12 protein-coding genes are annotated in these 15,501 nt (G+C 39.5%); 2 read left to right on the plus strand and 10 right to left on the minus strand.

Annotated elements, in window-relative coordinates; genetic code table 11:
• Positions 1–170: 170 nt before the first annotated feature.
• The 10 genes from IGJ99_RS08430 to IGJ99_RS08475 all read right to left on the minus strand — a co-directional run bounded on the left by IGJ99_RS08430 (position 171) and on the right by IGJ99_RS08475 (position 13,412).
• A complete protein-coding gene (locus IGJ99_RS08430; RefSeq protein WP_438770752.1) occupies positions 171–4,523 on the minus strand; it encodes a PolC-type DNA polymerase III in 4,353 nt (1,450 codons plus the stop codon).
• A gap of 404 nt (positions 4,524–4,927) precedes the next feature.
• Positions 4,928–6,637, minus strand: a complete 1,710-nt coding sequence (locus IGJ99_RS08435) for a proline--tRNA ligase (protein ID WP_010735191.1) — start codon at positions 6,635–6,637, stop codon at positions 4,928–4,930.
• A gap of 58 nt (positions 6,638–6,695) precedes the next feature.
• Positions 6,696–7,964: an RIP metalloprotease RseP gene (gene rseP / locus IGJ99_RS08440; protein ID WP_438770753.1), complete on the minus strand. Its 1,269-nt coding sequence runs from the start codon at positions 7,962–7,964 to the stop codon at positions 6,696–6,698.
• A 200-nt stretch (positions 7,965–8,164) separates the two neighbouring features.
• Complete coding sequence (locus IGJ99_RS08445) at positions 8,165–8,965, minus strand: phosphatidate cytidylyltransferase (protein ID WP_023519848.1); 801 nt, start codon at positions 8,963–8,965, stop codon at positions 8,165–8,167.
• The gene (locus tag IGJ99_RS08450; protein ID WP_010735188.1) at positions 8,962–9,768 is read right to left on the minus strand and encodes an isoprenyl transferase; all 807 of its coding nucleotides are present in this window, start codon (positions 9,766–9,768) and stop codon (positions 8,962–8,964) included. The genes IGJ99_RS08445 and IGJ99_RS08450 overlap by 4 nt, the downstream gene beginning before the upstream one ends.
• Before the next feature lie 180 nt (positions 9,769–9,948).
• A complete protein-coding gene (gene frr, locus IGJ99_RS08455) occupies positions 9,949–10,506 on the minus strand; it encodes a ribosome recycling factor (RefSeq protein ID WP_023519849.1) in 558 nt (185 codons plus the stop codon).
• A 3-nt stretch (positions 10,507–10,509) separates the two neighbouring features.
• Positions 10,510–11,232, minus strand: a complete 723-nt coding sequence (gene pyrH / locus IGJ99_RS08460; protein ID WP_010735186.1) for a UMP kinase — start codon at positions 11,230–11,232, stop codon at positions 10,510–10,512.
• A 234-nt stretch (positions 11,233–11,466) separates the two neighbouring features.
• Positions 11,467–12,348, minus strand: coding sequence for a translation elongation factor Ts (tsf, locus tag IGJ99_RS08465; RefSeq protein ID WP_010735185.1), 882 nt, complete (start codon positions 12,346–12,348; stop codon positions 11,467–11,469).
• A 102-nt stretch (positions 12,349–12,450) separates the two neighbouring features.
• Positions 12,451–13,233 carry a 30S ribosomal protein S2 gene (rpsB, locus tag IGJ99_RS08470; protein ID WP_010735184.1) on the minus strand — a complete coding sequence of 261 codons (783 nt, stop codon included), beginning with the start codon at positions 13,231–13,233 and terminating at the stop codon, positions 12,451–12,453.
• A 53-nt stretch (positions 13,234–13,286) separates the two neighbouring features.
• Positions 13,287–13,412, minus strand: coding sequence for a hypothetical protein (locus tag IGJ99_RS08475; protein ID WP_276528480.1), 126 nt, complete (start codon positions 13,410–13,412; stop codon positions 13,287–13,289).
• A gap of 195 nt (positions 13,413–13,607) precedes the next feature.
• Here IGJ99_RS08475 and IGJ99_RS08480 point away from each other — a divergent pair, with 195 nt between their 5' ends.
• Both IGJ99_RS08480 and IGJ99_RS08485 read left to right on the plus strand, forming a co-directional pair.
• Positions 13,608–14,087, plus strand: coding sequence for an arginine repressor (locus IGJ99_RS08480; RefSeq protein WP_010735183.1), 480 nt, complete (start codon positions 13,608–13,610; stop codon positions 14,085–14,087).
• A gap of 400 nt (positions 14,088–14,487) precedes the next feature.
• The gene (locus IGJ99_RS08485) at positions 14,488–15,471 is read left to right on the plus strand and encodes a hypothetical protein (RefSeq protein WP_438726771.1); all 984 of its coding nucleotides are present in this window, start codon (positions 14,488–14,490) and stop codon (positions 15,469–15,471) included.
• The last annotated feature ends 30 nt before the right edge of the window (positions 15,472–15,501 follow it).

A 15,501-nucleotide genomic window follows, 5' to 3' on the forward strand; every position in this document is an offset into this window, starting at 1 on the left:
ATTAAAAAGAGTGAGCGAAAATTCCGCTCACTCACAGTTAGTATCATTACCTTAAATAACTATAACATAAATCACTCTAAATGACAAGCCATATCATTAGAACCAACTGGCAACCAGCTTTACTAATCTTTGCTTTCATTTTGATTCATTTTCATTTCTCACATTGACTTTTATAACATATCAAATAACGATAATTGATTTTCATCAGGTAAATCTTTCAAGACACCATTTTCTGTCATATACTCGATCAATGTCTTCGAGACTTTCCCACGAGTTGCCAAGTCTTCTTTGGATAAGAAAGGACCATCTTTTCTAGCTTCGACGATTTGTTTCGCTACGTTGGCCCCTAAACTTGGTACCGCACGGAATGGCGCAATCAGCGTGTCTCCTTCGATCACAAAGTTTACTGCATCGGATTTGTATAAATCGATCATTCCGAATTTCAAGCCACGTTCTAGCATCTCATTGGCTAACTCTAAAACTGTCAACTGATTCTTTTCTTTTACAGAAGCATCTAAGCCTTTATCCGTGATTTCCTTCATCGCCTCTTTCACTGCTTCTTTTCCTTTGCACATAGCGACAAGATTAAAGTCATCTGCACGAACGGAAAAATAGGCACAGTAATACAATATCGGAAAATAAACTTTGAAATAAGCAACCCGTAGCGCCATCAAGACATAAGCAGCCGCATGGGCTTTCGGGAACATGTATTTGATTTTCGAACAAGAATCGATGTACCAGTCAGGTACGTTATTTTCTTTCATTGCGGTCAAATACGTTTCACGCAATTCGTCAGGGATCTTATTCCATAATCCTTTACGCACCGTCTCCATGATTTTGAACGCCATCCCACTATCTAAGCCAGCATGGATCAAATAAACCATGATATCGTCACGACAGCCGATTACTTCAGCCAGCGTCGCATCCCCACGTTTGATCAATTCCTCTGCATTCCCTAACCAAACATCCGTACCATGAGAAAGACCAGAGATCTGCAATAATTCCGCAAAAGTCGTTGGGTGTGTTTCCTCTAACATCCCACGAACGAAACGTGTCCCAAATTCCGGTATCCCTAATGTACCTGTTTTAGAATAAATCTGTTCTTGTGTGACTCCCAAGACTTCGGGTCCAGAAAAGATCCGCATGACTTCTGGATCATCGGTTGGGATCGTTTGTGGATCAATCCCAGATAAATCTTGCAACATCCGGATCACCGTTGGATCATCGTGTCCCAGGATATCAAGTTTCAAGACATTGTCATGGATCGAGTGGAAATCAAAGTGGGTCGTTTTCCATTCTGAATTCTGATCGTCTGCCGGATATTGGATCGGCGTGAAATCATATACATCCATATAATCGGGGATAACAATGATCCCTCCTGGATGCTGTCCGGTCGTTCGTTTGACCCCAGTAGCACCTTTGGCTAAGCGATCCACTTCGGCGCTGCGGTAATGCAAGTTGTGGTCACGTTCAAACCCTCTAACGAATCCATACGCCGTTTTATCCGCAACAGTACCGATCGTTCCCGCACGATAGACATATTCTTCGCCAAACAATACTTTCGTATAATGATGGGCTTCTGCTTGATAATCCCCTGAGAAGTTCAAATCGATATCGGGTACTTTATCGCCATGGAAACCTAAGAATGTTTCAAACGGAATATCATGCCCATCTTTATTTAAACGAGTACCGCATTTTGGACATTTTTTCTCAGGCATATCAAATCCTGAACCATAAGTTCCATCTTCATAAAATTCCGAATACTGACAATCTGGGCAATAGTAATGAGGTGCCAATGGATTGACCTCTGTGATCCCTGTCATGGTTGCGACGAAACTAGAACCAACCGAGCCACGAGAACCTACTAAATAGCCATCTTCATTACTTTTATGCACTAACTTTTGTGAAATCAAATAAATCACTGAGAAGCCATTACCATTGATCGAATCCAGCTCTTTTTTCAGACGCTTTTCTACGATATCCGGTAATGGATCACCATACATTTGTTTTGCCTTCGAATAACTTAGATCCGTGATTTCATCTTCCGAACCAGGAATTTTAGGGGTATATAATTCATCTTTCACTGGCACGACTTCTTCACAGATATCTGCAATCTTATTGGTATTTTCAACTACGATTTCTTTTGCTAAATCCGTACCTAAGAAGGAGAATGCAGTCAGCATCTCATCTGTTGTTCTGAAATGCACTTCGGGCAGACTGTGACGATTCAATGGATTGGCTCCCCCCATCGAATTGACCAAGATTTTACGATAGATCGCATCTTCTTCATTCAGGTAGTGGACATTTCCTGTCGCTACAACGATTTTATCTAATGATTTGCCGATTTCTACTAAGTTACGAATGATTTCTTCTAAGTCATGTTCATTTTTGACAAGCTCTTGCTCCAGGAGTGGTGCATAGACAGCTTTAGGCATGACTTCGATATAGTCATAAAATTTCGCCCGGTTACGTGCTTCTTCTACCCCTTTTTGCATCATGGCTTCAAAAATCTCACCCTTGTCACAGGCAGAGCCAACTAACAAATCTTGTCGGAATTTTTTCAGCTGTGATCGGGGGATTCGTGGCACGCGTTCAAAATAATCGACGTTTGACATCGAGATCAATTTGAACAGGTCTTTTAATCCAGCTTGGTTTTTAGCCAGTAATGTGACATGGAAAGGTCGCGCCCGTTTGTAAGAATCACCTTCACCTACATGGGCATTCAACTGATCGTGATAATACATTTCGTGGTTTTCCATCGCTTCTTTGATAAATATCCAAGCCAGATGTCCGGTTGCTTCCGCGTCATAAATCGCGCGGTGATGTTGTTCCAAGCTAACACCGAATTTTTTGGATAGTACACCTAAACCAAACCGTTTGAATTGTGGATATAAATAACGAGCTAATTCTAAGGTATCTATAACTGGATTGGCTGCTTCAGGGATGTTGTATTTGGCATAACTTGTATTCAAAAATCCCATATCGAATGCCGCATTATGGGCAACTAGGATCGCATCTTTTGAGAATTCCAAGAATAAGCGTAAAACTTCCTCCTCAGATTTTGAACCGCGAACCATTTCATCCGTGATCCCTGTCAAATCAATGGTTGTTCGTGATAAGGGATGTCCAGGATCGATAAATTCATCAAAACTTTCGATGACATTTCCTTTGTACATCTTAACAGCAGCTAACTCGATGATCGTATCATAAACAGCAGACAAACCTGTTGTCTCCACGTCAAACACGACATAAGTGGATTCACTCAATGAATCATGGGCGTCATTATACGCAATCGGCACCCCATCATCGACCACATTCGCTTCGACACCATACAAGATCTTCACACCAGCTTTTTTCCCTGCACTATGTGCCTCTGGAAATGCTTGTGCACCGCCATGGTCAGTGATTGCAATTGCTTTATGTCCCCACTTACCTGCCTGTGCCACAAGATCTGAAATATTGTTCGTTGCATCCATAGTACTCATATTACTATGAAGATGTAATTCGACACGCTTTTCCCCTTCAGGAGAATAATCTTTACGTGGTGCATGTTTGACTTCTAAAATGTCTTGGGCATTCATCACTAGGTCACGAACAAACGTGTCTTCTTGTACACTCCCACGAACTTTCAACCAACTACCCGTACTGATTGCTTCAAAGATTTGTTCATCTTTTTCATTATTTGAAAACTTTTTGACGATAAATGAAGAAGTGTAATCTGTGATCTTCAATGTCAAAATCTTACGTTTTGAACGAAGCTCGCGTACTTCTTTATCGAACACGTAGCCTTCGATCGTTACCCGGCGTTCCTCTTCCAAGATATTGATCATCGGTGTGATAGGCTCATCATTCGGGATATTTCTACCTAGCTGGATTGGCCCGTCAAGCGCTGGTAATTGCTCTTTGCGCTCTTTTTTCTTTTGTTCATGAACAATCAAGCTTTCAGCTGCTTGTTTCATGAACGCCTCAGCCTGTTCTTGTCGTCTTTCTTCAAAAAGCTTTAGGACTCTTTCTGCTTGTTGCTCATCAACTTCTGGTTCGATTCGAAACTTAGGAAAACCGTAACTAACAAATAACTGTTCTACTAATGGCAGATATTGTTGTTTAAGATAGCCGATCGCTCCTTCACCATCAACAGGCAAAATCACCTTATGCTCTTTGATCATTGGTACTTGCGTCTTTAATACCTTTTGTACTAAAGGTGTATCGCATTGCTGACTTTCCAGTGCTTGCGACCAATAATCTTGTAAGAGTTGTTCATCGAATGTTTGATCCGCTGCTTGGACTGTGATTTTCACCTCAGCAATTTCTTTGAATGCAAGTATAACATGCTGCACCAGCGAGCGATAAAGCATCACAGGCAAAATAGCTGGAAAACGTAACGTAAACTCCCACAGACGAGATTTACGATGGACCACCACCTGTTCCATTTCCCCAGCAGAAATAAGCGGATGTGCTTTTTCTGTTTCTTCTAATTGGATCTGCTCCAATAATTTCTCAAATAACTCTCGTTTTTCTGACAAAAATATACGCCCTTTCTGTCAAGACCAGAAATTATTCCATTTCCGACCCTTACTTTTCAATACTATTTAGTATAACCCTTTTTAGGGAAATTTTCATTAAGGTTGTAAGAAAAGCGCTCTGACCTGAGCAGTAAGATGGAAAATCAGAAAATAGCTTTTCATATTTTTTAATTTTCCAGCTTAATGTTGAAGGTTAGCTTTTCGAAAACCGTTTATCAGGTTGTGAAAAAAGCGATCAGCACTGAGGAATAAGACAAGAAAATCGAAAAATGGCTTTTTCATTTTGATTTTTTTGGCTTATTATTGAAGTGTTGCTTCTTGAACACCGTTCATTAACTGAAGAAAAGGAAATGAAAAAGTCGCTTCCGTCTTCTAAAAGACTGATACGACTTTTCCACTCTTATTTATTCGCCTTGATTCAATAAAATCGGTAGTGTATTTACGAGTTCTTCTTTCCGAACTTCGACCATTTCACCTGTTTTTTTGATTTTCACTTCGACGATGCCATCTACTGCTTTTTTACCGACGGTGATACGGATTGGACATCCGATCAAATCAGAATCAGCAAACTTAACACCGGCACGCTCATTGCGATCATCAACAAGTACTTGATAACCGGCTTCGTTCATTGCTTTTTCCACTTCATTCGTCAAGTTCGTTTGGAACTCATCTTTTAAGTTCATTTGTACGACATGCAAATCAAATGGTGCAATGCCTTTTGGCCAGTGAATACCGTTTTCGTCAGCATTTTGTTCAACGATCGCTGAAAGTAGACGGCTCACACCGATACCATAGCAACCCATGATCACGTGTTTTTCACGACCATTTTCATCAAGAACAGTAGCACCCATTGATTCACTGTAACGTGTACCTAGTTTGAAGATATGCCCAATCTCGATTCCTCGAGTGAAGGCTAATACGCCATTATTATCTGGCGAAGGATCGCCTTCTTGGACAAAGCGTAAGTCTTCATATGCTAGGACATTGAAATCACGTTCTGGATTGACATTGATATAATGGTAGCCAGTTTCATTCGCTCCCGCAATCGCGTTGGCCAGATCTTGAACATGACGATCCGCATAGACTTTGACTTCTTCTGCTACACCGATTGGTCCAACTGATCCAAAATCAGCGCCTAAATAGTTTTTCGCTTCTTCTTCTGTTGCTTCTTCTAAGAAATCTGCACCTAAGAAGTTTTTCAATTTCACATCATTGACTTCATGATCGCCGCGAACTAAAACTAGAACAGGCTGCTCATCTGCTGTGAAAAGTACAGACTTAATGATTTTTTGTGGTTGAACGTCAAAGAAAGCTGCAACCTCTTCGATGGTTTTCACATCTGGTGTTTCTTTCTTTTCCATTTCCAATTGTGTTTCATGGGATTTTTTTGGCACATAGTAGCTCGTCGCCATCTCCAAATTTGCTGCATAGTCACTTTCTGTTGAATAACAAATCGTGTCTTCACCAATTTCTGAGATTGCCATAAATTCTTTTGAGTCTTTTCCGCCCATCGCCCCACCGTCACCGATGATCGCGCGGAACTCTAGACCACAACGCTTAAAGATCTCTGTATAAGCTTTTTCATAATCTTTGTATGTTTCATCCAAACTCTCTTGAGACGCATGGAAAGAATAAGCATCTTTCATGATAAACTCGCGTCCACGCAATAGTCCAAAACGGGGACGTTTTTCATCACGGTATTTTGCTTGGATCTGATAAAGATTCAAAGGTAATTTTTTGTATGAATTGACTTCATCACGGATCAATTCTGTAAATGTTTCTTCATGTGTTGGTCCTAAGATCATCTGACGATCGTTACGATCATTCAAGCGATACAAGTTGGGACCGTATGTTTCATAACGACCAGATTCTTGCCATAACTCAGCAGGTAAAATCGCTGGCATCAACATTTCTACTGCGCCGATTTTTTCAAATTCTTCGCGCATGATCGTTTTTAATTTTTCTAATACACGATTTGCAAGTGGTAAATAAGAATAGATTCCAGCCGAAACCTGACGAATGTAACCGGCACGTAGTAAGATTTGATGACTTAATACTTCCGCATCATTTGGAACTTCTCTTAATGTTGGAATCAACATTTTTGATTGTCTCATTATATAAACTCCTTTATTCCTCAAATAATCTAACGCATGTCATTATACCCTACTTTTTCTAGAAAAAGAATCGTTGAATGTCATTCCATGTTACTAATACCATCAATAGCATCAGGAAGCCAAAACCAACGAGCGTCAAAACGCCTTCTTTTTCCTGACTAAGTGGTTTACCACGGACACCTTCAAAAATATTCAAGACTAGTTTTCCACCATCTAATGCTGGAATCGGTAATAAATTGACGATCCCTAAATTCATGGATAAGATAGCCATCAAACCAATGACTGTCATGATCCCTTGATTCGCTGCCTCAGAAGACAATTGGAACATCATCACCGGTCCACCTAATTTGTCCAAGCTAAAGCCGGTAAATAATGAACCTAATGCTTTGAATATTTCCAAAGAGCTACTAAATGCACGTTGTGTTCCACCGATGATCTTATCGAAGAAGCCAGTTTTCATTGGCGCTTGTATCCCAAGTTGACCAATTTTTTCACCATTTGACTCAATTGCTTTCGGTGTCACTTCAACAGAAGAAACCTGTCCATTTCGTTCAACTTCAAAATCAAGTGGTTTATCTGGATTTTCAGTAATGATCGCTGTCAGATCATTCCATGTTTGGATTGATTTTCCCTCTACTGAAAGAATTTCATCATTTTCTTTCAGTCCGGCTGCAGCCGCAGCTCCGTCTGGCGTAACAACACCGATTTGGTTGGTATTTGTGACAGTCACCCCGCCTTGCATGAACGCTAATACGATGAATAATAGAATTGCTAGAATAAAATTATTCATTGGACCTGCAAAGTTAGTTAACATTCGTTGCCATAATTTGGCTGATTGGAACTGCACATCTCTCGGTGCGATCCTCAATTCAGTCCCATCCGCCTCGATGATCGAAGCATCGTGATCCACTGCATACGTTACTTCTTGCGTTTCATCACCATTCACATAACCTGTGATCGTGAGTGCTTCATCAAGATCATAACGGATCAATTCCATTGGGATCGCATTGGTAAATTGGATCTTTTTGCTTAAATTGATTTTCTTTACGACATGATCTGAATCCATCAAGAGTGATAACGGCATTCCTGGGGCCATTTCCGTTTCGTCGTCCCCATTCCCAGCCATTCTCACATAGCCACCGATCGGTAACAAACGCAATGTATAAGTCGTGCCGTCTTTTGCTTGATGACCGTAGATTTTAGGTCCCATGCCAATCGCAAACTCGCGAACTAGGATTCCTGATCGTTTCGCAAAGAAGAAGTGGCCAAATTCATGTACGATCACTAAGATGCCAAAAACGATAATGAACGTGATAATTGTTCTCATCCTATTCTCCTTTACATTAATCATTATTTTTTATTCAGTTAAAATAAAACTACTTAATTTTACCATATTATCGACACTTCACCAAGCACCTATTAAAATGTAAAAAAATAAAAATCCTGTAAAGAATCTCCTTACCGATCGTGTCTGATTGACGGACGAAAAACTTTTGGCTTCGGAAGCTTCTTTTACAGAATTTTTATTTATATCAATCCAAATAAGTACATGACTGGAAAGACGAACAATAGACTATCGAATCGATCTAAGATCCCACCGTGTCCAGGTAAAATGTTCCCTGAATCTTTGACCTCATAGTGGCGTTTAATTGCCGACTCGACTAGATCCCCAAATTGGCCTACGATCGATAGAATGATCGTTAGGAGTAACATGACGAATAAGCCATGTCCAAACAATTCTTGTGGTGGATAAAGTAAGAAATATAGTAAGGCAACAACTAACGCACTACCTATTCCCCCTAATGCACCTTCAATCGTTTTATTGGGTGAGATATCTGGCCATAGCTTACGCTTACCAAAACGTCTACCAACTAGATATGCGCCAATATCGGTTGCCCAAACGATGAACAAGCCAAAAAGTAATACGTTGATTCCTTCTGTACGCGCACTAACAAAGTTTTGAAAACCAAAACCGACATATAAACTAGTAACAACTGGAAAACCAGCTTCATCGATCGTATACATATTTTTTGAGAAGACAGCGGCACCCAATAGGATCATCACAGTCAAATAAAACAACATAAATTCATTTGTTTGTTCAGGTAAAAAGAAAAACCAGCGCTCTTTCGGCAGGACAAGAAAAACTGCACCAATGGCAGAAAGAACTCCTTCAAAACTTAATAGTGTCAATCCTTTCATACGAAAAAGTTCATAGACACCAACTACTGCTAATAAAGCCGCTACTAGCTCAAGACCAATTCCTCCGATCCAAATGATCGGAATAAATAATGCCAATGCTACGACCGCAGTGATCACACGTTGCTTCATGATTGTTCTCCTTTATCTACACTTTTTACGCCACCAAAACGACGGTCTCGATGTTGATAAGAAGCGATTGCTTCCTCTAAATGGGCGCCGTCAAAATCTGGCCATAAGGCTTTTGAAAAATATAATTCACTATAAGCAATCTGCCACAATAAGAAATTACTGATCCGTTCTTCGCCACTTGTCCGGATGACTAATCCTGGATCGCGAAGTTCGGGAGGTAAGAAACCGGTCATCAAATGATCCGCGATCATGTCCTCGTCAATGTCTTCCGTAGAAAGATCGTTTTCTTTTACTTGTTCACTGATTGCTTTGACTGCAGAGATGATTTCTGCCCGACTACCATAATTCAGTGCGAAGTTTAAGATCATTCCCGTATTTTCTTTGGTTTGTTCAATGGCACGGCGTACTGCATCTTGCGTATGTTCCGGCAAAAGTTCTTCATAGCCCATCACTTGTACCTTGACATTTTCAGCAATCAACTCAGGGACGAACGTATCAAAAAAGTCTACAGGTAATTGCATCAAAAAATTGACTTCCTCTTTTGGACGTTTCCAATTTTCGGTTGAAAACGCATAGAGCGTTAACACCTTTACCCCAAGTCGAGAAGCTTTTTTAGTGACTTTCTTAACGGTTTCCATGCCTTCTTTGTGGCCAGCCACTCGTGGAAGACGACGGTTTTGTGCCCAACGACCATTCCCATCCATGATGATGGCGATATGTTTCGGGATATCTCTCTGCGCATCAAAATGGTGCTCACTTTTTTCTTGAATATATTTGTTTTTTTGCGGAAAAAAACGTAACATTCTTTTTCCTCCCATACTAAAAAATTACAACTATCTTTACCATTATAGCAATATCTATCGTTATTTCCTATGGTATAGCCCTTTTTTTACGCAAATTCAAAGGATTTTTTAGTTTTTCTTAGTCAAAAAGTAAAAAACAGGAGACAGCACTTCACACTGTCCACCTGTCTTTATTGATTCTTATACTTCAAGCAATTCTTTTTCTTTGTCTGCAGCGATACGATCTACTTCTTTGATACTATCATCTGTTAGAGTTTGCACTTCTTTTTCTAAGTCACGCAAATCATCTTCTGTGATATCGCCATTTTTTTGTTGTTTCTTGTACTCATCGATTGCATCACGACGAATGTTACGGACAGCGATTTTCGCATTTTCAGCTTCTTTTTTCACGTCTTTCGCTAATTCTTTCCGACGTTCTTCTGTTAACTGAGGAATGACTAAACGGATCACATTTCCGTCATTTGTTGGGCTGATACCGATGTCGCTTGCCATGATCGATTTTTCGATGTCTTGAAGCACACTTTTATCGAATGGTGTGATCATCAATACTCTTGCTTCTGGGATCTGGATCGATGCTAATTGGTTCAATGGTGTTGGTGCGCCATAATAATTAACAGTTATACGATCTAATAAGCTCGCATTCGCACGGCCGGCACGGATCTGTCCAAGTTCACGTTGTAGATTTTGTGCTGCTTTTTGCATCTTGTCTTTTGCTTCTGTCATAATTGCATCTGCCATTGTTTATTTCCCCCTTACGGTTGTTCCGATATTTTCACCTAAGATTGCTCGGCGAATGTTTCCATGTTCATTAAGATTGAACACAAGTAACGGGATATCATTGTCCATACTCAATGAACTAGCAGTTGAATCCATTACTTGTAATCCTTTTGCAATGACTTCCATGTGTGTCAATTCATCGAATTTCACTGCTGTTGAATCGATTTTTGGATCGGCAGAATAAACACCGTCAACATTGTTCTTAGCCATTAAAATAACATCAGCGCCAATTTCAGCTGCACGTAATGCCGCAGTTGTATCTGTAGAAAAATAAGGGTTTCCAGTACCACCGGCAAAAATAACGATGCGCCCTTTCTCTAAATGACGCTCTGCTTTACGACGGATGTATGGTTCTGCGATTTGTCGCATTTCAATTGAGGTTTGTACGCGTGTAGGAACACCAACATTTTCTAATGTATCTTGTAATGCTAAAGCATTCATCACAGTTGCTAACATGCCCATGTAATCCGCTTGTGCACGTTCCATCCCCATTTGTGCGCCAATTTGACCGCGCCAGATATTTCCACCGCCGACAACAATTGCCATCTCTACGCCTAACTCGTGGACTTCTTTGATTTCTTGGATGATTTCTTTGATAACTGGTGGTTTGATTCCAAACCCTTCATCTCCAGCTAAAGCTTCTCCACTTAATTTTAAGACGACACGCTGATATTTTGGTGTGACCATGTTCATTCCTCCAATATTTTCTATTGACATTCTACCATATCCAGATAGTTTAGGCACGAAAATACCTATGCTCCTGATATCTCTTGCCCTAAAAAAAAGAGCTGTGACGAATGTCGCTGCTCCTCATTTCATTCAAATAAGCGATGGAATCGATGGGGGCACAAAGAAAACGGAGAATGATCTTCATTTTCTTTGCCCCAAACATCGTCCCATTGATCAAGTCTATAAACCGGATTATTTTTTCACTTGGTTCATTACTTCTTCTACAAAGTTATCTTCGCGTTTTTCGATACCTTCGCCGACTTCAAAGCGGACAAATGATTTCACAGTTGCGCCTTTAGAAGCAACAAATTTTTCAACAGTCATATCAGGATCTTTAACGAATGGTTGGTCAACCAATGCGATTTCAGCTTTAAATTTGTTTAAGCGTCCTTCAACCATTTTTTCAACGATGTTCGCTGGTTTGCCTTCGTTCAATGCTTGTTCAGTCAAGACTGTACGTTCGTGATCTAATTCAGCTTCAGGAATTTGTGTTTCGTTTACATAACGAGGGTTGATCGCTGCTACGTGCATCGCTACGTCTCTAGCTACTGCTTCGTCAGTTGTACCTTCTAAAACAGCTAATACAGCAATACGTCCACCCATGTGTAGGTAACCGCCAAATGCAGCGTTGTCATCTTTTTCGATTACTTCAAAACGACGGAAGCTGATTTTTTCACCGATAACTTGTGTTGCTTCGATCAAGTCAGATTCAACTGTTCCTTTTGATGTTTTGATTTTCATTGCTGCGTCCATGTCAGCTGGTTTGTTTTCAGCAACTAGTTCAGCGATTTCTTTTACTAAGTCTTGGAACATTTCGTTTTTAGAAACGAAGTCTGTTTCTGAGTTGACTTCAACGATTGCTGCAGTATTACCTTTCACTGCAACTGAAGCAAGACCTTCAGCGGCGATACGATCGTTTTTCTTCGCAGCTTTAGCCATTCCTTTTTCACGTAAAAGATCTACTGCTTTTTCGATGTCACCTTCAACTTCAACCAATGCTTTTTTCGCGTCCATCATTCCTACGCCAGTCATGTCGCGTAGTTCTTTTACCATTTTAGCTGTAACGTCTGCCATTTTTTCTTCCTCCTAGTTGTATGCTTTTTCTTTAAAAAAAGCTGTTTCAAAGGAGAGTGAGGCTTGTCGCCTAGCCTTTGAAACAGCTCCATCATTTAAAAATTATTCTGCTGAAGAGTTGTCGCCTTCAACAACATCAACGATTTCTTCGATTGAAGTCGCTGTGTTTTCTGCTGAAAAATCTTCTTCAACTACTTGATCTTCCCCTTGATTTCCTTCGATGAAAGCATCAGCCATTTTTGAAGTAATCAATTTAACGGCACGGATTGCGTCGTCGTTTGATGGGATAACTACGTCGATCTCATCTGGATCACAGTTTGTATCAACCATTGCTACGATTGGGATATTCAATTTGTGTGCTTCTTGAACGGCAATGCGTTCTTTACGTGGGTCAACGATGTACATTACATCTGGGATTCTTGGCATATCAGCGATACCACCTAAGAATTTTTCAAGACGTTCACGTTGTTTGTTCAAACCAGCAACTTCTTTTTTAGGTAGAACTGCAAAAGTTCCATCTTCTTCCATTGCATTGATTTGTTTCAAACGAGCGATACGTTTTTGGATCGTATCCCAGTTTGTCAATGTTCCACCTAACCAACGGTGGTTTACAAAGTATTGTCCAGCACGAGTAGCTTCATCTTTGATTGCTTCTTGTGCTTGTTTTTTTGTACCTACGAATAAAGCAACGCCGCCTTCTTCTGCTACGCTCTTCATATAATCGTAAGCTGCATCTACTAATTTAACTGTTTTTTGCAAGTCAATAATGTAGATTCCGTTTCTTTCTGTGAAGATGTATTTCTTCATTTTTGGGTTCCAGCGACGCGTTTGGTGACCAAAGTGTACGCCGGCTTCTAGTAATTGTTTCATTGAAATTACTGCCATGTTTGTTTCCTCCGATTTGGTTTTTATTTTCCCTCTTCTTGTCTTCCAACTCGCTAGCCAACTTTTACAAGCACCGACCAACGATCCAACAAGAATGTGGATTTATTGAGTAGTGACGCAAGATACACCAAAGTGATCTTTTTCTGCTCAACATTCAATAGTTTAACTGAATTGGGCATAAAATTCAAGAAAAAAAATCAACTTACTTAATTTTTTGTGTCTTCTTTTTCTCCCTCTCATTTTTTTATTTTATTTCTTTGTTTTTTTATAAGGAATTCGTGAAAAAATAAACAGGTAACTGGAAAATAAAGATGGGCAATTCAACGTTTTTTTGTTATGATACTTGTGAAAAGTTTCGTTAAAGGAGAACTAAAATGCGAAAAACTGAGCGACACTTGTTGATTAAACAAATCATTGAAGATTATACGATCCGTACACAAGATGAAATGTTAGCTAAGCTGACTGAAATGGGTGTATCTGCGACTCAAGCGACGATTTCAAGAGATATACGTGACTTAAAAATCGTCAAGGCGCCTGATGAAAATGGTGTTTCCCATTTTGTCCTGTTCAAAGAAAAGGAGACAGCTGAATCAAAAAGCGAAGATGAAAAACGTTTGATCCAGATGATTGAAGATATCGTGTTAAAAGTGGAACGAGTTCATTTTTTGACTATCGTCCACACCTTACCAGACAACGCACCATTGTTCGCTGCTGTCTTAGATGAAATCAAACCGCCTCATATCGTTAGTACGATTGCTGGCTTTGATACAACGATCATTATTTCGAAAGATGATGAAGATGCGCAGTTAGTTGAAAACTTCTTGCATCATCCCACTACAGCTACAATTTTTTAAATACCATAACAAATAGTAATTGTATCTATATTTTTTGATGTTGGTGAAATTTGCCAGCATCTTTTTTATTTGAATCAATACTAGAGAAGAACCTTGAACCTCTCTCAAGTTGACTTAACCTTCAGTTACTACGAAAGTTCCGCTATACCTCGCACTCAATGCCTCATAGAAACAACAATAGTAATGTTTTCCACTAGTAGAATAAATACAAATTTGAGAAACACCACAAGCGCTAAAAACCATATAAAGCTTATTTAACTTTGAATTAGGCAGGTATTGCTTGTTCCATTATAAACCTCCACTTTTTTCTGATTGACGAAAAAATAGTCTCCAACACTCCTTATTTACATGTCATAATTTAATTTAAAAAATTTTTATAGATAGAAAGGAAAAAACGATTATGACCTTCTTCCCCTTTGTCGATCCCAATCGTCGACCGCAAGCCAAGATCAGAAAAATGACAGAAGAACTCACACAAAAATTTCAAGCAATCGATTCAGACTTGACCTTGATCCACAATGATAACTTTATTGATTATGGTCCGGAGGTCTTTCCACAACTTTCGTCGATTTACTGGGATCCTCGCGTGGCAAATCATCCGATGGAACATTTTGTGTACTCGGAGTACCAACTTAGATATAAAAACTATCCTCTTTACTGGTTTACTCCTTATGGTGAATGGCTTTACGAAACTTATAAAAAACCTGGAGGAACTCCAGATCCAGAAAGAAAAACTTTAAAAATGATTGAGCAGACTCTCCTAAGAATCATTCATGACTATCAAGTGCGTAACCGACTCTACTGGAAAGACTTATTTACAGAAAAACAATTTGAACAGGAAAAGTTAGAACCTTATAAACGATTATCACAATTCGTTGGACCAGTAAAAATCATTAGTTCGCCAATTAGTTTCACTGACCCCAAACATCGATCTTTAGCTGCTGTAGAAAAGAATACCGAATTTTTAGAAACTCAATTAGATCACTTAGATTCTCAATTAACGGTGATTCATGATGATTCTTATATTGATTTTGGTCCGGATATTGGCCATTTTCTTGCGGAATGTCCTTATGATCCTGAAGAAGACGAGCCAGATGATCCTAGACGTTACTTATCTCACTATGATTACCACATTTATTTTAATGAGACAGCCATTTACGGACTTTCTCCTTATAGTATAGGAACTAGTTTTCATGGCGACTTCTTTAATGGGGGGATTGCTAATGTTACGTACCTTGGACTTAGTAAGGAACTAGATGATGCGATCGAAGTGATTATGAGGAAATATATGCTCTATAATAAATATTACTGGCGCAACAATTATTCCTATGAAGATTTCCAAAAAATAGTGCGTAACTATAAAAAGACATGGAAGTTGAATTAATTCAACATCTTATGATTGAACTAAAAAAAT

The sequence above is a fragment of the Enterococcus sp. AZ095b genome (assembly GCF_051714725.1).
GTDB lineage: Bacteria > Bacillota > Bacilli > Lactobacillales > Enterococcaceae > Enterococcus_B > Enterococcus_B pernyi.